Source organism: Actinomyces sp. oral taxon 448 str. F0400 (genome assembly GCF_000220835.1).
Taxonomy (GTDB): domain Bacteria; phylum Actinomycetota; class Actinomycetes; order Actinomycetales; family Actinomycetaceae; genus Actinomyces.
In genome coordinates, this window is the sequence record NZ_GL985606.1 from 2,031,573 (window position 1) to 2,050,690 (window position 19,118).

Genomic DNA, 19,118 nt, shown 5'->3' on the forward strand with positions numbered 1-19,118 from the left:
GAATCGTACGTCCGCCTCCCACAACGTCCAAGGTCAGGGGTACGGTTCGACCGTGCACTTCGTCATCATGGGCTGCGGACGCGTGGGGGCCTCCATGGCCACCCAGTTGGACCGCATGGGTCATTCGGTGACCGTCATCGACCAGCTCTCCGACGCCTTCCGACGTCTCCCCCCGGAGTTCGACGGCCGCAAAGTTAAGGGCGTGGGCTTCGACCGCGACGCCCTGGAGCAGGCGGGCATCGACGAGGCCTACGCCTTCGCCGCCGTGTCCAACGGAGACAACTCCAACATCGTGGCCGCCCGGGTGGCGCGGGAGTTGTACGGCGTCGAACACGTCGTCGCTCGTATCTACGACGCCCGGCGCGCCGATGTCTACGAGCGCCTGGGCATCCCCACCGTCGCGACCGTGCGGCAGACGGCCGAGCAGATGATGCGTCGGATCCTGCCGGGTAGCACGGCCCGGGAGGTCATCGACGTCTCCGGAGCCGTGGGCCTGATCCAGCCCGATATCTCCAACGCGTGGGTCGGCACGAGCGTCGGCGCGATCGAAGAGCGTCTCGATGTGCGCGTCGCCTGGATCTCCCGCGGCACGAGCGCACTCGTGCCGCACTCGACGACGATCCTCCAGGAGCACGACCGTCTCCACCTCGCGGTCGCCACGGAGGAACTCGTCGCAGTGCAGCGCGCGCTGTCCCGTCCGCCCGTCGAGGAGGTTTGAGCAATGAAAATCGTCATCACCGGCGCGGGCTCCGTGGGTCGGTCCATCGCCCGTGAGCTGATCAGCCACGGTCACGAGGTCGCCCTCATGGACCGCTCCCCGGACGCCATGCGCATCGCCTCGGTACCCGATGCCGACTGGCAGCTGGCTGACGCCTGCGATGTCGACGCCCTAGCCGAGGCCGGTGCGGGGGAATGCGACGTCATCGTCTCAGCCACCGGAGATGACAAGGCCAACCTGGTGACCTCGCTGCTGGCCAAGACCGAATACGGCGTGCCCCGAACCGTGGCGCGCGTCAACAACCCGAAGAACGAGTGGCTCTTCGATGAGACCTGGGGTGTGGATGTGGCCGTCTCCACACCTCGCATCATGACGGCCCTCGTCGAGGAGGCGGTCAGCGTCGGCTCCCTCGTGTCGGTGTTCACCTTTCACCAGTCCGGGGCATTCATGCACGAATTCACCCTGCCCGACGACTCCCCGGTGATCGGAGAGCTCGTCAGCGAAGTGGAGCTGCCGCCCCATACGGTCCTAGCGGCCATCCTGCGAGACTACCGTCCGATCAACCCCGACGGGGACGAGCGCTTCGAACGCGGAGACGAACTGCTGTTCCTCACCGCGCGCGAAGGGGAGGCGGCACTGTCGGAGATTCCCGCGATCTTCACCGCAGCGGGCGTGAGCTCGGAACTCGCCCAGGGAAACGACCCGGCCCCGGTACTGGGCTGAGGCCGGCTCCAGGCAAGGCCATGAGCGGCGTGAGCGGGACTGTTCAGCGGCCCGGTTCGAGTGCCTGCGCGGCCCGGCCCGCTCGCGCTCCCGGCCGCACGATAAGCCACACGAACCATAGGCACAGGGCGAACAACGGCAGGCCGAGCCCGATCCGCACCACCCCCAGGAACCCCACCCCCGCGTCGCCCATCAGGTAGAGCGGAACCTCCACGATCAGGCGCAGGGCGAACATGGCGGTCAGAACTGCGGTGCCGACGTCGTAACGGCGTCGAACGCCCGCTAGATCCGGGCCGGTGCGCCAAGCGCGCCAGTCAGAGGAACGCGTCTCGCTCCCGGCGGCGGCCGCGGAGCGCCACAGACCCATGAGCACGCCGACGACCGGCCAGCGCACCAGTAGCGACCCCAAGCACACAGCGAGCCAGACGGCGTTGATGACCAAACCGGTGGCGTAGAAATCAGACGCCTGCCCGCTGCGCCACGCCCACGCGGCGCTGGCCACCGCCACCAGCACCCCTCCCATCACCTGGGTCAGACTCTGGTGCTGGACCAGCCGGATCAGAAGAGCTGCAGCGGACACCGCCAAGGAGGTCACGAGGGCTGCCACCAGCGCAGTCGGTGCCACCGCCAGAACAATGACGAACACGAGCGTGGGGACGGCGGACTCCAGTACGCCGCGCCAGCCGCCGATGGCCGCCGCAGCGTCGAAACGGTCGGCATTGATGACGGCCAGGCCCGAGGCCGAACGAGGGATGTCGGATTTCACAAGGTCACGCCCCAGGTGCAAGAATTTCATAGCTCGGGTTGTAGATCGTCGGCCGAGTTCGACCGGCCACGACCATGCCCTCGGCGCGCAGGTGCGCGCCAGGGCGGATTCCGGCGATCGACCGGCGTCCGATCCATACCAGGTCGACCGAGCCGGTGCCGTCGAAGAGCTGGCCGACCAGAACCGGCTTGTCCGTGGACGGCCTGAACGTGATGGCGCGCAGGACGCCCGAGACCTCCGAGCGGTGACGGGCTCGCAATTCGCCCACGGGCAGAGTCCCTCGGCGGCGGGCGGAGATCGCCTCGTCGAGGGCCTCGATGTCCTCCCGACTGGAGCGCAGCCCCATCAGCCGGCGACTGAGAGCGCGCAGAATGCGATTCATCGTACCTCGGCGATGGTCGGCCCCGGTTCGAGGGGCTCCAGACCGGGCAGGTCCTCGGCGGTGGGAGCGGTACCGGTCCCGGGCGCGTGGAGCGGAAGGATTTCCCGCGGCGGCCTGGCCGCACCGTCACGCACGACGACAGTGTCGGCGAAGACCTCGCGCAGTGCCCGGGCGGCCGCCCCGTCAGTGGCGGCGGGGCCTTGCAGCACACCGCGCAGGAACCAGCGCGGACCATCCACACCGATGAAACGGGCTGCCACCGTGCCGTCGCGCCCATCGGGAGTGCGCACAGGCACGTGCGCGAGAATTTCGGAGCCGTACTCGCCGTCGTCGACCCTGACACGCGCCTTAGCCCGGCCGAGCTCGGCGATGATGTCCTCGCGCAGCTCGTCCCAGATACCGGCGGTGCGGGGAGCCGCGAAGGCACGCAGCTCGAGGGTGGAGCCGGCCAGGACGAGAACGGCGGCCGAAATCTCACGTCCCGGCCCTCCGGGGTTCTCCAGACGGATCTGCATCCCGTCCACCGCCGGGACGCGCAGGGACCCCAGGTCGATTCGACCAACGGACTCGGGCCGTTCGGGTGCGTCGGTCACGTCCCAGGGGCCGGTGCCGGACGCGACGGGCGTCGTGGACTCGGCCCTATCGGAGACGCTGCTGGGGTCGGTACTGGGCGTGCTCGGTCCGTCGTCCCGGCGGCGGGAGAACAGTCCCATGGGGATCTCCTTAGTCTTTCAGGTACGGTGCTCCGCGAGGAGTGGATGCTCGGGCCCGCGGAGCACCGGGCGGCGAGCCGCGGGACGACGCGGTCAGCCCGCGCAGTCGGTGCACACCGGCTGACCGGTGACGTCGTCGATGTAGGCCAGCGAGCTGCGATGGTGGACTAGGAAGCACTCGGAGCAGGTGAACTCGTCCTCCAGCTGGGGAACAACGTGGACGCTCAGCTCCTCGCGGGACAGGTCAGCGCCTGGCAGCTCGAACCCTTCGGCCACCTCATTCTCGTCCTCCTCGATGGCCTCGGAGGACTGATCCTTCTGCCGGGCGGTGAGCTCTTCGATAGAATCGGATTCGGGCTCGTCGTCGTTCTTGCGCGGGGCGTCGTAGTCAGTCGCCATGGCGTGATCACTTTCTCTCGTCGACGGCTCTCGATCGGGCTCTCGGGCGGTTCGTGGGTCCGCCGGGACGGGCCATTGCACCCAAGATCAGTGATAAGCCGTCCCTCCGAGCAGGGCACGCGCACCATAGCACCGCGTCCTGGTCGCGGGAACCGTGCCAGGGGGCGCCGTTATGGGCTCAGGGCGAACAGGTTCACACGCCCGTCCATGGCACACCGGGCGACCTCCCGCGGCCCGAGCGACGGGGATGGCACGCTGAGACCGTATGACGGACACGAGGAGGCCCATACCCATGATCGACCTCGAGCTGCTGGGTGCTAACGGTGACACCGTCGTGATGACCGATGGTCGGGGCGAGCGCTACTGCATCGTCGTCGACGACGCCCTGCGCGCGGCCGTGCGCAGGGCGCGCCCGGCCGCGCTGTCGCAGGTCGTCGAGGCGCCCGGCCCCGGCTCGACCATCCGCCCCCGCGACCTCCAGGCCTTCATGCGCGCGGGCGCCAGCGCCGAGGAAGTCGCCACCACCACCGGCATGGATGTCGAGCACGTGCGCCGTTTCGAGGGTCCCGTCCTGGCCGAGAGGGCCTGGGCGGTTCACCAGGCGCAGGCGTGCCGCATCGGCTGGGAGAAGGATTCTCCCGTCCTGGGCGAGCTCGTCGTGGACCGACTGGCCACGCGCGGGGTGGAGCCGACGAGCCTGCAGTGGGATGCGCTGCGCGAGGGACGCGACCCGTGGCAGGTGACCCTCGCCTTCGTCCAGGGGGCGCAGGCCAAGCTCGCTCGTTGGGAACTGGACGTGACGGCCCGCTCCGTCAGTGCGCTGGATGAGGAGGCCCGGTGGCTCACGGAGGCCGCCGCGGCCACCCACCACCCGGCGGTCTTCGACCAGGACTCCCCGGTCTCGGGCGCATCGGCGTCCTCGGCTCCGACAGCGGCGAGCCCGGCTCACGCCGCCGCGTCGGCCTCCCCGCCCCCGCCGGCGGCCGCGGGGACGGAGGGGGCGCAGCCCCCCGCGTCCGTCGAGGCGCGGACCGGCACCGAGGACTCCTCGACCGACGCGCTGCTGGCGGATCTGGCATCCAGCCGCGGACGCAGGCTCGAGGTCGAGCCTCCGCTGGATGACGAGGAGCCCGTGCCCCCGCCCCCCACCTCCCCGCACGGCCAGGCTCAGATCGTCTCGATGTCACAGCGGCGCAGGACGACGACCGGTCAAGGGGCGGGCCGGGCGGCCGGCGCCGGATACCGCGCACCGGCGCCCAGTGTCGCCTCCCCCGCGGCATCCCCACGATCCCCACAGTCCCCCCAGGCCGCGGCATCCGCCCACAGCGCCCCGACTATGCCGACTGCGCAGGTGGAGGAGACGGCCGGGCAGGAGGCGCGGCGCGAGACGCCCGCCCCGCCCAGACCCAGGCGTCGACGACGCTCGGTCCCCTCCTGGGACGAGATCGTCTTCGGCGCCAAGCCGGAGTAGACCACTGGGCCGGCCACCGTTCCCTCAGCGTGAACCGGCCCGAACCAGAAGCAGCGGAATCGCCGTTTCATCCCGCGTGAGGGAACCGTGCACGCCGACCATGGCAATGGCGGACGCGCTGTGGATGCGCGGATCGACCGCCACCCACGCCCCGCTCATCGCCACCAAGACATCGCCCAGAACGCCGGCGGCCCGTCGACCGACCGGCCCCAGGAGCTGCGCCGCCTCGCCCCGGGTGCCGATCCACAGGGCCCGTTCACCCAGGCGGCTGCGCCACCGCTCGGCGACCTCGGAGGCGAGAACGGGATCCGACCCGGGGACGTGAAGCTGGATGAAGCGGGGCTCCCCGGCCACGGCGACGATGTCACGGGCCAGGACCGGGTCGGCCGAGATATCGATGCGGCAGTCGGGGGCGGTATCGACCATGCCGTGGTCGGCAGTCAGGATGATGCGCGTATCGGCGGGGGCGCGGCGCTCGAGCTCGGCCATCGCGGCGTCAAGGCGTTCGAGCTGTTCGAGCCACTGCTCTGAGCGCCAGCCGTGGGAGTGCCCGATATGGTCGAGTTCGCCGACGTAGAGGTAGGCCAAGGGCGTACCGCGTCGCAGCGCGCCGACGGCCAGGGCGGGGCGGTCCTCGAGGCGGTCGGCGCCCAGGTGCGGGGCTCCGCGCAGCCCCGCGCAGGTCAGCCCCGAGCCGGCGAAGCGGGCGGGGCCGACGGTCACCGCCAGAGGCGCGCCCTGTTCGCGGGCGTCGTGAGCAGGTCCGGGCTCGAGACGCTCGAAGATGGTGGGCACATCCTGCCAGCGCCGCGGATCGGGAGCGGGTCCCTCCCAGGAGATGAGGCTCAGGTTCTGCCCGGGTTCGGGGACTGCGCCCGCGGGCAGGTTCCGGCCCAGAAGCGGGTTGAGCACGCAGTACCCCACCATGCCGGTGGCACCCGGCAGAGCGCCGGTGCCGAGAGTCGTCAGCGCGGCAGCAGTCGTCGAAGGCACACAGGTCACCGCGGCGGGTCCGGGTCCCGGCCCAGTCCGGGTCGCCGACAGCCAGGAGCGCAGAACGGGCGCGTGTCCCAGGCGCTCGTGCAGCATCTTCAGACCGAGGCCGTCGACGAGCACGACGATGGTCGGGGCGATGTCGCCCGCCAGCCCCCAGGAAGCCGCGTCGGCACGCGCCTGCACGTCGGACGGCACTGCGGGCAGGTCGACATCGCGCAGGACCAGCCCCGCGCCGATGGCGGCGGCGCCCAGGACCTGGCGTAGGTGCGGCTCACTCATGCGCGCGCCGCGGCCCGGGCAGTCGCCTCGGACAGCATCTGGGCGAAACGGTCCGCGCGAGCCAGTGCGGCATCCCCTTCGACGCCGGCGGCGACCCGGATCACGATGTCGTCCGGCATGGTCATTCCGGTCAGTCCGTGATCGGCCTGGCACGTGGGGTCGTCGCAGGTCGCGGGCTCAAGGTCCAGTCGGCGCACGGCACCCCAGCAGATCGCGATCGTCACTTCGGTCAGCTGCCCGCCGCCGGCGGCGGGCTCGCACACACCCCGGGTCAGCGATACCGAGGAGATACGGGAGATGGGCACCGCTTCGCTCGTGGCCACCGCGCCCGGACGCCCGTCCTCGCGCGGAGAATCATCTGCATGGACGATGATCAGACGACTGGGGGTCAGGGCAAGCACGGTCAGATGGCGGTGGACGGCGTCGTCGAAAGTGGTCTCGGCCTGGACGAGATCGACGACGACCTCCTCCCCCGCCACGGCGACATCGAGCGTGCCCAGCACGAGCTCGGGGTAGTAGCCGGCGCGACGCACCTCCTGCGCCAGGAGCGTTGAGGCGGCGTCGGCGGGTCGGGCCTGGGCAGTCCACTTCATAGGACGATCATGCCATCGACCGGGGACGCGGACCGGTGGCCCCCGACACGCTCCGCCCCGGCCGGGGGCCGTCGATCCCGTCACCTTCGGGTGTCGCTATTCCGTTACGGATCCTCATCGCGCATCATGCGAGACATGCCCACGTCCGCCACGCAGACGCCCCCACCCGTCAACGGTCTCATCGTCGATCAGGACCTTCCCACGGAAATGCGCACCTCCTTCCTGGAGTACGCCTACTCGGTCATCTACGCCCGCGCCCTGCCGGACGCCCGCGACGGCCTCAAGCCCGTCCAGCGCCGCATCCTGTTCCAGATGGATCGCATGGGGCTGCGTCCCGACCGGCCGCACGTGAAGTGCTCGCGCGTGGTCGGCGACGTCATGGGACGCCTCCACCCGCACGGCGACGTCGCCATCTACGAGGCCCTCGTGCGCCTCGCCCAGCCCTTCACCATGCGTCTGCCCCTGGTCGACGGTCACGGGAACTTCGGGTCGCTCGACGATGGCCCGGCCGCCGCCCGCTACACCGAGGCGAGGCTGGCGGCCAGCGCCCTGGCGCTGACGGCGGACATCGACGAGGACACCGTCGACTTCTCTGCCAACTACGACTACACCCTCACCGAGCCGGGCGTCCTGCCCGCCTCCTTGCCCAACCTCCTGGTCAATGGGGCGTCCGGAATCGCGGTGGGCATGGCCACCAATATGCCGCCGCACAACCTCGTCGAGGTCATCGGCGCCGCACGCCATCTCATCGATCATCCTGAGGCGGACCTGGAGGATCTCATGGCCTTCGTCCCGGGCCCGGATCTACCCGCCGGCGGCATGATCGTGGGACTGGACGGGATCCGGGAGGCCTATCGCACCGGTCGCGGCAAGTTCCTCACGCGGGCCACCGCCCGTATCGAGAACCTGACGCCCCGTAAAAAGGGAATCGTCGTCACCGAACTACCCTACCTGGTCGGCCCCGAGAAGATCATCACCCGAATCAAGGAGGCGGTCGCCTCCAAGAAACTCCAGGGCATCACTGACGTCGCCGACCTCACGGACCGCAAGAACGGCACGCGTCTGGTCATCGGAGTCAAGAACGGCTATAACCCCGAGGCGGTGCTCACCCAGCTGTACAGGCACACGCCGTTGGAGGACTCCTTCGGCATCAACAACGTGTGCCTGGTCGACGGTCGTCCTCGCACACTGGGTCTGCGCGAGCTGCTGGAAGTCTTCGTGCATCACCGTCTGACGGTGGTGGAGCGCCGCACCCGCTTCCGTCTGGACAAGCGCAAGGAGCGCCAGCACCTGGTCGAGGGCCTGCTCATCGCGATCCTCGACATCGACGAGGTCATCCAGGTCGTCCGCTCCTCGGAGGACGCGGCCACGGCCCGCACCCGTCTCATGCAGGTCTTCGATCTCACCGAGCCGCAGGCGAGCTACATCCTGGAGCTGCAGCTGCGGCGCCTGACGAAGTTCTCCGTCATCGAGCTGGAGAAGGAGCGCGACGAGCTCGCCCGCGAGATCTCCGACCTCGAGACGATCCTGGCTGACGAGGCGGTGCTGCGGGGCGTGGTCTCCCGCGAGCTGGCGGCGGTGGTCGAGGAGTTCGGGACGCCCAGGCGCACCGTGCTCCTCGAGGGAACCGGGGCCGACGCGCGGGGCGCCACGAGGGCGACCGCGGGGGCGGGACTCGTCTCCAGCACCTCCGACGTTCCGTTGACCATCCCCGACGACCCGTGCCGGGTGCTCCTGTCGGCGACCGGCCTGGTGGCGCGCACAGCCGGATCGGAACCCGTCCCCCGCTCAGGGGCACGCCGGCACCACGACGCGATCACCGGCCAGGTCGCCGCGACGGCGCGCGGCCGCATCGGAGTGGTCACCGATGCGGGCCGACTGGTGCGTCTCGATGTCGTGGCGACCCCGGAGGTCCCGCGTTCGGACGGCGCGCTCTCGCTCGCCGGCGGTCAGCCGGCACACCTGCTGGTAGACCTGGGATCCGACGAAAAGGTCGTCGGCCTGGTGCCGATCGGCTCGGCGAGCAACCCGCCGATCGTGCTGGCCACCGCCACGGGCGTCGTCAAGCGCGTCAGGCCGGGCGACGAGCCGGGCCGCGGAGAGGCCTGGGGGGTGATCTCACTGGCCGACGGCGACCGTGTCGTCTTCGCCTCTACCGCTGCGGACTCCGACGTCCTCGCGCTGGTGAGCTCCGACGCCCGGCTGCTGCGCTTCGAGGCGTCCAGAGTGCGTCCCCAGGGGCGCGGTGCCGGCGGTGTGGCAGGCATCTGCCTGCATGAAGGGGCGTGCGTCATCGCGGGCGCCGCCGTTCCGGCCGATCTTCTGGCCGAGGCCGTCGTCGTCACGATCGCCGACGCCGAGGGGGCACTGCCGAGCGCTGGAACGGGCTCGGTCAAGGTGACTCCGTTGGACCGCTATCCCGCTAAGGGCCGGGCCACCAACGGGGTGCGGGCTCAGCGCTTCCTGCGCGGCGAGGACGAGCTCGTCCTCGCCTGGGTCGGCGTCGGGCCGGCCAGGGCCGTCGACGGCGACGGGCGACCCGTCGACCTGCCGGCGGTGAACGAGCGCCGTGACGCGAGCGGTTCGCCGCTGCCAGCACCGGTGGTCGGGATCGGCTGAGCCCGTCCTGGCTGTCGCGCCGCTCGCGGAAAGCGGGCGGTAGACGCTCTAGCGGTCGCGGGCAGGGCCCGGCCGGTGCGTCCACAGACGCATGACGGTGGCCGCGGCCCGCTCGGCGTTCTCCGGAGCTGTGCGGAGCACCTCGGCCAGATTCGCGGTTTCGCCCTGGGAGGTGGAAATGACGGCCACGCAGCCGGCCGCCAGCAGCACGTCCGCATCAGGGCGGACTCGTCCGGCCACGACCACCGTAGGAACGCCCTGACGGGCGGCCGCGCCGGCCACCCCTGCGGGAGTCTTGCCCGCCAGTGTCTGAGCGTCGACCGATCCTTCGCCCGTGAGCACCAGATCGGCCCCGGTGACGGCCCGCATCAGGCCGACCGTACGGACCACCAGCTCGATCCCCGGCTCCAGGCGGGCGTCGAGGAATGCCATGAGCGCGAAGCCCAGACCGCCCGCAGCGCCCGCGCCCGCACGCTCGACGAGGTCCCCGCGGCCGCTCAATCGCGCCCACCTCGCCAGCACCGCGTCGAGATAGCCGACGTCCTGTTCGCTCGCTCCCTTCTGCGGACCGAAAACGGCGCTGGCCCCGCGTTCGCCCAGCAGCGGGTTGTCAACATCGCAGGCGACATCGATCCTCAGCCCTTTCAGGCGCGGGTCGAGGCCGGAGGCGTCGACCCGCGCGAGGGCCTCCAACTCCCGCGGACTCGTCCCGATGGCCCGGCCCGCGCGATCGAGGAAGCGCACACCGAGCTCGGCGAGCATGCCGGCTCCACCGTCGTTGGTGGCCGAACCGCCGATGCCCAGAAGCAGGCGATCGGCGCGGGCATCCAGCACCGCGCGGATCATCCGACCGACGCCCCGAGTGTCCGAGGCGCGCACGTCGCGCATCTCCCGCCCGATCAACTCGAGCCCCGCGGCCGAAGCCATCTCGAGCACCGCCGTACCGCCCGAGTCCCCGCCCAGGGCCAAGCGCCCCGTGACCGGACGTCCCAGCGCATCGATGGTCTCGACATGACGGATCCGTGCGCCGAGCGAGGCGGCCACCGCCTCGGTGAAGCCCTCACCCCCGTCGGACATGGGCACTTCGACGACTTCGGCGTCCGGGACGACGCGACGCACGCCCCGGGCCATGGCGGCCGCCGCCTCGGCGGCCGCCATGGATTCCTTGAAGGAGTCGGGCGCGACGACGACTTTCATGAGGTCGCACCCCGGCCTGAACTCCCGCGCACGAGCGCAAGCCTTTTGGAATCGAAGGTCCAGCCGGGGATGAGGAACCGCATGCCGATCGAATCGTCGCGGGCCCCGACGCTCCGGACCTCGTCCAGGTAAAGCTCATGGGCCGCCTCGAGCAGGTTGATGGCCATGGGCTTTCCCATGACTCCGAGGCCGATGAATCCGATCTTCATGATATTCCTTCTGTTCGGTGCGCGGGGTGCCGAATACGATATGAATGGCGCGGGTGGTGGGAAGACGGCGGGGAGGAGCGACGGCCAGTGAGATGCCCATGCCGGGAAGCTCGTCCTCGCTGAACTCGCATTCGGAGACCAGACCCGCGGGGATCTCGGGGGTTGCAGTCCACGAAGCCCAGGCGGGGTCAGATCATCGCGACAAGAATGCCAGCGGGGACTGCGATGATCAGGCTGATGGCCAGGGTGTGGCCGATCGAGGCGCCGTACAGGTCGGCGACGCCGGAGCGGCCGACCAAGGCCGGGCCCACAGGGGCTCGACCTGCAGACGGTCGTCAACGGGCCGGCCCCGGTAGTGGCGCTGCGTACGGGCCTCCGGGCTAGGGCGCCTCATACATCCAAAGCGTAGAGAACCGTGCCCTGAGTGGGCGTGTAGCCCAGCTCCCGGTACAGGTCGACAGCGCCGGCGGGGTTGTCCGAGTCGACACCCGCAGCCGCGTAGTCCATGCCGTCCCGGCGATAGGCGCGCATAGCAGCCGTCAGCAGCGCCGGAGCCACGTCCCGGGACCGGTATTCGGCGAGAACCCCCAGCATGTCCGTGTATCCCTCGCGCCACCCCAGAGCAGCCCAGTCCTGCTCATAGCGGCCCGAACGCAGATATCCCGCCACACGAGCCCGGTCCCCCGAGTGATCCACGGCCACGAAGCTCCATGACGGGGCGAAGTAGGTCCTGCCCGCCTTCCAGTCCTCGCGCGTCATCTGGCTGGCCCCGTACTCGCCGTCGAAGATCTGGTTGTGCGCAATGCGGACGACCTCATCCAGCTCCTCGCTCCACGGCTCGATGGTGAGGAACCCATCGATGTCCACCTCCGGTATCTCCTCGACCAGAGGGCGGCGGACCTCCCGGTACCACCGACGGGGCTCGAAGCCGAGCTCGCCGAGGTGCGCCTTCATGCGCTCGTCGTCCTCCAGGACAGTGGTGACCACGTGGGCGGGGGCGGTGGCGGCGGCCGATCCGGGCGCCGCACCCGCGCGCTCGGAGCCGATGAGGTGGCGGGCGCGCTCGGTCTGCCAGTGCAGGAGCGCCCTGCCGATGCCCCGCCTGCGGAAATCGGGGTCGACTACCCCGATCATCGAGGTGTAGATCTCTCCGGCGGGCCGCAACCGCACCAGGGCGAAGGCGCGCATGACGCCCGTGTCGTCGCGTCCGGCCACCCCGGAGTAGGTCGGGTCGACGAAGTATTCGGCCGTCTCCTCCGCGGTGGTCCGGTAGGGCGGGTCGTCGGCTGATTCGGCGCGGGCGATGAGCTCGGCCAGCGCCTGGTTGTCCAGGGGGCTCAGGGGCGTCCAGGACAGGCCGTGCGGCAGAGCCGAGCGTGGCCCGGGGCGCAGCATCGACCAGGGGCCGGTGGAACCGGCTCGACGCGAGGAGCCGTAGACGGGGGCCATGAGCACCTCCTTGCAGGGACCCGTGAAGGGCCCAGTAGAACAGCGGTGGATCTGCCGGCACTTTACCGGACACCGAGATGACTCATAGAGAACTCACGAGAGGATTCACCTACTCCGATACGCCTTCTCTCAGGCGTCGATGCGTTCACGATCGACATCGCGGGCGCCGGCGATGATGAAGCCCCGACGGGGCTCGACACTCGAGCCCATGAGGAGCTCGAAGACGCTCTCCGCCTCCACCAGCTCGGCCTCGTCCCCCAGGGTGATGCGTCGCAGGGTGCGATGCTCGGGCTCCATGGTGGTCTCGGCGAGCTGATGCGCGTCCATCTCCCCCAGGCCCTTGTACCGCTGGGGCTCTTTGAAGGCGCGTCCCTGCTTCTCCAGCCTGCGCAGGGTGCGCACCAGTTCGTCGTCGGAATAGGTGTAGATGATCTCCTTCTTGCGCCGCCCCCGGGCGGGCACCTCGGTGCGATGCAGCGGCGGGACCGCGGCGTAGACGCGGCCCGCCTCGATCATGGGGCGCATGTAACGGAAGAAGAGGGTGAGCAGGAGAGTACGGATGTGGGCGCCGTCGACGTCGGCGTCGGTCATGAGGATGACTTTGCCGTAGCGGGCGGTTTTCAGATCGAAGGTGCGCCCGGACCCGGCCCCCACGACCTGGATGATGGCCGAGCACTCGGCATTGTGCAGCATGTCCGCCTGCGAGGCCTTCTGAACGTTGAGAATCTTGCCGCGGATGGGCAGCAGCGCCTGGAACTCGGAGTTGCGGGCGTTCTTGGCGGTTCCCAGGGCCGAGTCGCCCTCGACGATGAACAGTTCGGAGGCGGTCACGTCGTCGGACCGGCAATCGGCCAGCTTGGCCGGCAGGGTCGAGGTCTCCAGGGCCGTCTTGCGACGGGTGATCTCCTTGTGCATGCGGGCGGACACGCGCGCGCGCATCTCACCGACGATCTTCTCCTGCAGAGCGCGGGACTGGGCCTTGAGGTCCCGCTTGGAGGAGGTCAGCAGGGCGGTGAGCTCCTCGGTGACGACTTTGGCGACGATCTGCCGTACGGGGGCGGTGCCGAGGACCTCCTTGGTCTGGCCTTCGAACTGGGGCTCGGGCACGCGCACGGTGACGACCGCGGTCAGGCCGGCCAGGATGTCGTCCTTCTCAATGCGCCCGTCACGGCTGGTGACCTTCAGAGCGCGTGCGTTCGTCCCGATCTGCTTGCGCAGAACCTTGACGACGGCCTGCTCGAAGCCTGTCAGGTGCGTGCCCCCCATGGGAGTGGCGATGATGTTGACGAAGGAGCGCTCGATCGTGTCGTAGCCGATACCCCAGCGCAGGGCGATGTCGACGTCGCAGGTACGCTCGACCTCGACGGGGCGCAGGTGTCCGCTGCGCCGATCGAGTTGCTGGACCGTCTCGGTGTACACGCCCTGGCCGGTCAGACGGAAGGTGTCGGTCACCGAGCCGTCGGTGGCCAGGAAATCGACGAAATCCGCGGTTCCGCCCTCGGCGCGGAACACCGCGGTGTCCGCCTCCCCGATCTCGGTCGCCGGGGATGCATCGAGCAGCCCCTCCGCAGTCCGAGTGGCGTTCTTCGCCGCAGCTCGCAGCGCCAGGTCGTCGGTGGCCTTCGAGCCCGACGACGGCATGCGCTCGGCCCTGGCGGTCTCCTCGGCGCTGCGCTCATCGGTCAGGGTCAGGGTCAGGCCGGGGATCAGGAAACTGGTCTGGCGCAAGCGGGCGCGCAGCGCGGCGGCGTCGTACTCGGTCGGGGAGGGGAAGATCTGAGGGTCGGCCCAGTAGCGCACGCGCGTGCCCGTCACGCCCCGGCAGACCTTGCCGATCACGCGCAGTTCGGGGGTTTGATGCGTGTACTCGGTGAATGGAGAGGCGAGGTCCGGACCGGTGGACGGGTCGGTGAAGACGCCAGGCACGCCGCGGCGGAAGCTCATGGCGTAGGTCTTCCCGCCCCGGTCGACCTCGACATCCATGCGGGCGCTCAGAGCGTTGACGACGCTGGCGCCCACGCCGTGCAGACCACCGGCGGCGCCGTAGGAGCCGCCGCCGAACTTCCCGCCGGCATGGAGCTTGGTGTAGACGAGCTCGACTCCGGTCAGACCCGAGGAGGGTTCGACATCCACGGGCACCCCGCGGCCGGTGTCGCGCACCTCGACGGAGCCGTCGTCGTGAACGGTGACGTCGATACGATCCCCGTAGCCCTCCAGCGCTTCGTCGACGCCGTTGTCGACGATCTCCCACACGCAGTGCATGAGGCCCCGCTGATCGGTGGAGCCGATGTACATGCCGGGACGCTTGCGCACCGCCTCGAGCCCCTCCAGGACGGAGAGGTGACGGGCTGAGTAGTCGCGGGGGGAGGTCGTCGCTTCTTCTCGGGGCACGGAGGCAATCTAGCGGACGGATCTCGAACGTGTGTTCTCCCGCGCCACGGTGTGACCATCACCCGCCCGAGCGCCCGGGCCGCCGCTCCGAGACCAGCCCCTCGCAGCCGCCCGAGTTCCGCTGCTCGTCGCCTCGAACGCATGCCACCGCCGAATTTTCGCAGTGACTCCGCAGGCGGTAGCCGCACCAGATCGGTTCGCGCACAAGGCGGCGGCAGCGGCCCAGCCGGCGGGACCCGACCTCGCTGTGCCGAACGTTGCAAGGTCCGCGCTTGGGACGGCGCGGCTGTCAACGCTCGGTCATGGCGCCGACCCGACTCTCGCTCGTACCGCGTTATCGCTGCCCCTGTCAAAATATATGAGAACTAAATTCGCCTCTGTACTTCTATAGTAAGAATTATGGTCAATACATGTCGTTCCGCATCGCAAATCTCGACCGTTTCAAAATCACATGAGAGGCAGTGCCGGGCTCACGCGGGCACTGCCGATCCCGCGGTTCGCCTTGCCCAGCCGGAAACGCACCCGTTTCTTGAGCACCGTACCGGAGACGGCCCGGCCATCCACCAGGCCCTCGGCTGGGAAAATGGTGAAGGTCCACCGCTCGGCATCGTCGGAGTCGGGAACGACGCCGGGCGGGCACTGCAGCAGGCGGGCGCCCCAGACCTGGCGGGTCATGAAAGCACGGGCGTCGACGCCGTCGACCTCGAAGCGCTCGACGGGGGCTTTGATGATGTCCTCATAGCTCCCCGCCGAGACCCCGTACTGTCCGACGACACCAGCCACCACCATCCAACCGTCCCGTCCCAGCGTGAGTCCGCTGAGGTCGGCGCCCTTTCCTAGAGCGGGGTCGACGAGGTCCTCGACCAGGTCGGGACGCTGGCCGCAACGGATACGAGGATCAACGGCGCCACGGGTGTCGAACCGGGCGGCGTCCGGGACCGCGAGCAGCCCGTAGTCGACGTCGCCGGCGAAGCGGAAGGAGGCGAAGTGCTCGCGCAGGCGGGTGACTGCGCACTCGGCCCGCTCCCAGCGGCCGCCGGTGCTCCCGCCGCCCCCACCGGCCCCGGCGGCACCGCTGTCCGCGGTCTCGTCGAGGCACTCGGCCACCACCTGAGCGGGCGGCCTGAGGCCCGCGACGTCCAGCGCCTCACGAAGCGGCGCATTGGCGGCCCAGCCCGAGCGTTCCAGACGCGCGATCTCGTGATCGCGGAACTCCTGCACCGACATCGTGTTCCTCCCTGTCCTCGATCTTGTCCGTCGACATCGCTGTTCGCCGGCTCACCATCTCGCCGCCTCCAGTACCCGCCCGATCGGTCGCTCCACCGGTGAGGTGCGCCATGACACTGGTGCGCCGTGGGCGAAAGCGCGTGCGCCCGGGGCGGAAACCGGAGCCCGGAGAGGGGCGCGAGTCCCGGAGCGTGATCTCATAGAGCCATGAACACGACAGGCACCCCCGTCACCGCTCCGGTGACTGCGCCGATTCCCACACCCACCCCCGCGGCGAGTCCCCCCGATGCGCGCGAACTGACCACCGCCGACCGCTGCGACGCCTGCGGCGCCCAGGCATTCATCCGGGTCGTCCTGGCCTCCGGCGAACTGCTCTTCTGCGGCCACCACGGCCGTCGCAACATGACCTCCCTGGAGAAGCAGGCCCTGTTCATCCAGGACGAGACCTCCCGCCTGACCGCAGACGGCTGAGGGGAGACGAGAGAGCCCGAGACGGCATCGTCTCGCGTCCCAGCGCGAACGAAACGAGGGGGCGCCCCGCCCGTTCCGCCACCGCGCGCGAGGCGAGCGGCGTTCACTCATGCGCCCCGTCCACCTCTCGCCAAAGAGCGTGGAAGTGATGAACGGGACCGTGCCCGTGCCCCACGCCCAGGGAGTCGGCGTGCTCCAGGGCGTCGGTGAGGTATGCCTTCGCATCGCGTACGGTCTGCAGCCAGGCGGCCCGGCGCGGTCGCAGGGAGGCGATCGCCGATGACAGCGTGCAGCCCGTTCCATGGGTGTTCCTCGTTCTCACCCGACGGCCGCGCAGGAGCGTGACGCCGTCAGAGTCGGCGTAGACGTCCGTAGCCTCGGCGTCGAGGTGGCCGCCCTTGACCAGCACCCGTCGCGCCCCGGCGTCCAGAAGGCGCTGCGCTTGAGCGTGCAGGGCCCGCACGTCCTTCGCAGGCTCCTCGTCCAGCAGGACGGCCGCCTCGTGGAGGTTGGGGGTGATGAGGTCGACCAGAGTGCACAGGCGGCGCACGGCACTGATCGCGTCCTCGTCCAGGAGCCTGTCGCCGGAGGTAGCCACCATGACCGGATCGAGCACTGTGCACGTCAACCGCGGCAGGTAGCCGCTCACGGCCTCGGCCAGCCCGGCGGTCGCCAGCATGCCGACCTTGGTGGCATCAGGGACGATGTCCTCCAGGAGCGTGTCCAACTGAAGACGTACGAAGTCGACCGGGACGGTGTGCACGCCCGTCACGCCGCGGGTCGACTGCGCCGTCAGTGCTGTGACCGCACTCATGCCGTAAGCGCCGAGCGCGCTCATGGTCTTCAAGTCGGCCTGGATGCCGGCGCCGCCGCTGGGATCGGAACCGGCAACGGTCAAAGCGGTGACGGTCATCGTGATTCCCCCTCGTTCCAGGCCGAGTGTAGGGCGGCCGCGGCCGCGCGGGGGTCCTCGGCCGCGCAGATGGCCGAGACGACGGCAATGCCGTTCAGCCCGCCCGCGCGAAGCGCCGGGGCGTCGGCGACAGTGACCCCGCCGATGGCCACGGCAGGGAGGTCGGTCAGAGCGGCCAGACGGGCTGCGCCGTCGAGACCCAGGCCCGCCGGAGCGTCGGGCTTGGTGGGGGTGTCGCGGATGGTGCCGATGCCGACGTGATCGCAGGCGCCCTGCTCGTCGGCGAGGCGCAGCTCATCGGGAGTCGCGGCTGACAGGCCCAAGAAGGCGTCATCCCCGATGAGCCGGCGCACGAGGACGGCCGGCAGGTCGGCCTGGCCCACATGAACCCCCGCCACCGCGGCCGACAAACGGCGGGCGGCCAGGAAGACGTCGATGCGGTCATTGACGATGACCGGCACGCGCCCGCCAATCGCCCCGGCGACCGCGAGGACCTCATCCAGGAAGGCGCCGCCGTCGGCCCGCTTGGCGCGCAACTGAACGCAGGTGACACCGCCGGCCACGGCCTCCTCCGCGGTCCGCAGAACGCTGCGTCCCCGGGAACGGCACTGATCCGCGTCGGTGACGAGATAGACCGACAGGTCCGGTGCGGGTCTCATGCCTGCTCCTCACTGACGGCGACGGCCTCCAGGTCTTCGGCGCCCAGGTCGTACAGGGCGTCGAGGAACGCGGGCCGGAAGGAACCGGGACCGGTCGAGCGAGCGGCAGCACGCTGCGCCGCAGCACTGTAAACCTCGTGGCAGGCGACCGTCGCCGCACGGGCATCGACGTCCTGCTCGCGTCCGGCGGCGATGAAGGCGGCGATGAGCGCCCCCAGAGCACAGCCTCCGCCGGTGACGCGGGTGAGCATCGGCGAGCCTCCGGTGATGCGGGTCATCCGCTGCCCGTCCACGATCGCATCGACGGGCCCCGAGACCGCCGCCACGAAGCCGTGGCGCTCGGACATCGCTCGGGCGGCTCCCAGGGCGGAGTCGACGTCGTCGGCGGTCTCCGGGCCGCGGCCCCCACCGCCCGTACCGGCCAGCGCCATGATCTCCGAAGCGTTGCCGCGTACGACCACCGGTTCCATGGAGAGCAGATCTCGGGCCAGGGCCGTGCGGTGGACGAGCGATCCGACGGCAACAGGATCCAGGACCCAGGGCGTGCCCGCCTCCCCGGCCGCCGCGGCCGCCTCCCGGGCGGCCGCGCGCTGCTCGGGCTGGGGCGTGCCGAGATTGATCAGCAGACCGGAGGCCGCAGCGGCGAAGGTCCCGGCCTCACCGGTGATGTCGACCATGGCGGGCGCGGCCCCGCTGGCGAGCAGCACGTCGGCGGTGAAGCCCGCCGCCACCGAGTTGGTGATGCACGATATCAGCGGCGTCGTCTCGCGGACGGCCAGAAGGACGGAATGGGCGCGAGCGCATCTGCGCATGCGACAATCCCTTCGTCAGCATTGTCCGAACAGGTTCGACGGGTGTGTTCTCAGCCTTGCGGCACCCCGTGTCGGTAGAACCAGACGGTAGCACGGCAGCGGCCCGCAGAGCATCGCCCTACGGGCCGCCG

At 70.1% G+C, this 19,118-nt stretch carries 20 protein-coding genes and 1 riboswitch; of the genes, 5 read left to right on the forward strand and 15 right to left on the reverse strand.

Annotation, left to right across the window (positions count from 1 at the left end):
• The first annotated feature begins 52 nt into the window (after positions 1-52).
• Complete coding sequence (locus tag HMPREF9062_RS08625) at positions 53-718, forward strand: potassium channel family protein (RefSeq protein ID WP_009749725.1); 666 nt, start codon at positions 53-55, stop codon at positions 716-718.
• A gap of 3 nt (positions 719-721) precedes the next feature.
• Entirely contained in the window at positions 722-1,441 is a 720-nt protein-coding gene (locus HMPREF9062_RS08630; RefSeq protein WP_009749726.1) for a potassium channel family protein, read from the forward strand.
• A gap of 43 nt (positions 1,442-1,484) precedes the next feature.
• Here HMPREF9062_RS08630 and HMPREF9062_RS08635 read toward each other — a convergent pair whose 3' ends face one another.
• The 4 genes from HMPREF9062_RS08635 to HMPREF9062_RS08650 form a co-directional block, all read right to left on the reverse strand.
• Entirely contained in the window at positions 1,485-2,237 is a 753-nt protein-coding gene (locus HMPREF9062_RS08635) for a DUF3159 domain-containing protein (protein WP_050795276.1), read from the reverse strand.
• Positions 2,212-2,589 carry an OB-fold nucleic acid binding domain-containing protein gene (locus HMPREF9062_RS08640; protein ID WP_009749728.1) on the reverse strand — a complete coding sequence of 126 codons (378 nt, stop codon included), beginning with the start codon at positions 2,587-2,589 and terminating at the stop codon, positions 2,212-2,214. The genes HMPREF9062_RS08635 and HMPREF9062_RS08640 overlap by 26 nt, the downstream gene beginning before the upstream one ends.
• On the reverse strand, positions 2,586-3,302 hold the full coding sequence (locus HMPREF9062_RS08645; RefSeq protein ID WP_009749729.1) for a DUF3710 domain-containing protein: 717 nt from the start codon (positions 3,300-3,302) through the stop codon (positions 2,586-2,588). The genes HMPREF9062_RS08640 and HMPREF9062_RS08645 overlap by 4 nt, the downstream gene beginning before the upstream one ends.
• Positions 3,303-3,395: 93 nt before the next feature.
• Entirely contained in the window at positions 3,396-3,701 is a 306-nt protein-coding gene (locus tag HMPREF9062_RS08650; RefSeq protein WP_009749730.1) for a DUF4193 domain-containing protein, read from the reverse strand.
• A gap of 292 nt (positions 3,702-3,993) precedes the next feature.
• On the opposite strand from HMPREF9062_RS08650, the gene sepH reads away from it, so the two are divergent.
• A complete protein-coding gene (sepH, locus tag HMPREF9062_RS08655; protein WP_034254054.1) occupies positions 3,994-5,172 on the forward strand; it encodes a septation protein SepH in 1,179 nt (392 codons plus the stop codon).
• Positions 5,173-5,196: 24 nt separating this feature from the next.
• Here the strand turns inward: sepH and HMPREF9062_RS08660 are convergent, their stop codons facing one another.
• Both HMPREF9062_RS08660 and HMPREF9062_RS08665 read right to left on the reverse strand, forming a co-directional pair.
• The gene (locus HMPREF9062_RS08660; protein WP_009749732.1) at positions 5,197-6,447 is read right to left on the reverse strand and encodes an alkaline phosphatase family protein; all 1,251 of its coding nucleotides are present in this window, start codon (positions 6,445-6,447) and stop codon (positions 5,197-5,199) included.
• Complete coding sequence (locus HMPREF9062_RS08665) at positions 6,444-7,040, reverse strand: DUF5998 family protein (RefSeq protein ID WP_009749733.1); 597 nt, start codon at positions 7,038-7,040, stop codon at positions 6,444-6,446. Before HMPREF9062_RS08665 ends, HMPREF9062_RS08660 begins: the two co-directional genes overlap by 4 nt.
• A gap of 135 nt (positions 7,041-7,175) precedes the next feature.
• Here HMPREF9062_RS08665 and HMPREF9062_RS08670 point away from each other — a divergent pair, with 135 nt between their 5' ends.
• Entirely contained in the window at positions 7,176-9,659 is a 2,484-nt protein-coding gene (locus tag HMPREF9062_RS08670) for a DNA gyrase/topoisomerase IV subunit A (protein WP_009749734.1), read from the forward strand.
• A gap of 48 nt (positions 9,660-9,707) precedes the next feature.
• Here HMPREF9062_RS08670 and HMPREF9062_RS08675 read toward each other — a convergent pair whose 3' ends face one another.
• From HMPREF9062_RS08675 to HMPREF9062_RS08695, 6 genes are all read right to left on the reverse strand, one after another.
• Positions 9,708-10,856: a glycerate kinase gene (locus tag HMPREF9062_RS08675; protein ID WP_009749735.1), complete on the reverse strand. Its 1,149-nt coding sequence runs from the start codon at positions 10,854-10,856 to the stop codon at positions 9,708-9,710.
• Complete coding sequence (locus HMPREF9062_RS13895; RefSeq protein WP_009749736.1) at positions 10,853-11,065, reverse strand: NAD(P)-binding domain-containing protein; 213 nt, start codon at positions 11,063-11,065, stop codon at positions 10,853-10,855. The genes HMPREF9062_RS08675 and HMPREF9062_RS13895 overlap by 4 nt, the downstream gene beginning before the upstream one ends.
• Positions 11,066-11,253: 188 nt before the next feature.
• Positions 11,254-11,376: a hypothetical protein gene (locus HMPREF9062_RS13780; RefSeq protein ID WP_009749737.1), complete on the reverse strand. Its 123-nt coding sequence runs from the start codon at positions 11,374-11,376 to the stop codon at positions 11,254-11,256.
• A 79-nt stretch (positions 11,377-11,455) separates the two neighbouring features.
• Positions 11,456-12,514 carry a GNAT family N-acetyltransferase gene (locus HMPREF9062_RS08685; protein ID WP_034254058.1) on the reverse strand — a complete coding sequence of 353 codons (1,059 nt, stop codon included), beginning with the start codon at positions 12,512-12,514 and terminating at the stop codon, positions 11,456-11,458.
• A 129-nt stretch (positions 12,515-12,643) separates the two neighbouring features.
• Complete coding sequence (locus HMPREF9062_RS08690; protein WP_009749739.1) at positions 12,644-14,905, reverse strand: DNA gyrase/topoisomerase IV subunit B; 2,262 nt, start codon at positions 14,903-14,905, stop codon at positions 12,644-12,646.
• A 447-nt stretch (positions 14,906-15,352) separates the two neighbouring features.
• On the reverse strand, positions 15,353-16,132 hold the full coding sequence (locus tag HMPREF9062_RS08695) for a hypothetical protein (protein WP_009749740.1): 780 nt from the start codon (positions 16,130-16,132) through the stop codon (positions 15,353-15,355).
• A gap of 207 nt (positions 16,133-16,339) precedes the next feature.
• Here HMPREF9062_RS08695 and HMPREF9062_RS08700 point away from each other — a divergent pair, with 207 nt between their 5' ends.
• The gene (locus HMPREF9062_RS08700) at positions 16,340-16,603 is read left to right on the forward strand and encodes a DUF7455 domain-containing protein (protein ID WP_009749741.1); all 264 of its coding nucleotides are present in this window, start codon (positions 16,340-16,342) and stop codon (positions 16,601-16,603) included.
• A 103-nt stretch (positions 16,604-16,706) separates the two neighbouring features.
• Here the strand turns inward: HMPREF9062_RS08700 and thiD are convergent, their stop codons facing one another.
• From thiD to thiM, 3 genes are all read right to left on the reverse strand, one after another.
• Positions 16,707-17,516: a bifunctional hydroxymethylpyrimidine kinase/phosphomethylpyrimidine kinase gene (thiD, locus tag HMPREF9062_RS08705; protein WP_009749742.1), complete on the reverse strand. Its 810-nt coding sequence runs from the start codon at positions 17,514-17,516 to the stop codon at positions 16,707-16,709.
• The gene (thiE, locus tag HMPREF9062_RS08710) at positions 17,513-18,175 is read right to left on the reverse strand and encodes a thiamine phosphate synthase (protein ID WP_009749743.1); all 663 of its coding nucleotides are present in this window, start codon (positions 18,173-18,175) and stop codon (positions 17,513-17,515) included. The genes thiD and thiE overlap by 4 nt, the downstream gene beginning before the upstream one ends.
• Positions 18,172-18,987, reverse strand: a complete 816-nt coding sequence (gene thiM, locus HMPREF9062_RS08715; protein ID WP_009749744.1) for a hydroxyethylthiazole kinase — start codon at positions 18,985-18,987, stop codon at positions 18,172-18,174. The genes thiE and thiM overlap by 4 nt, the downstream gene beginning before the upstream one ends.
• A riboswitch (TPP riboswitch) is annotated at positions 18,977-19,066 on the reverse strand. Its footprint overlaps the gene before it by 11 nt.
• Positions 19,067-19,118: the final 52 nt, after the last annotated feature.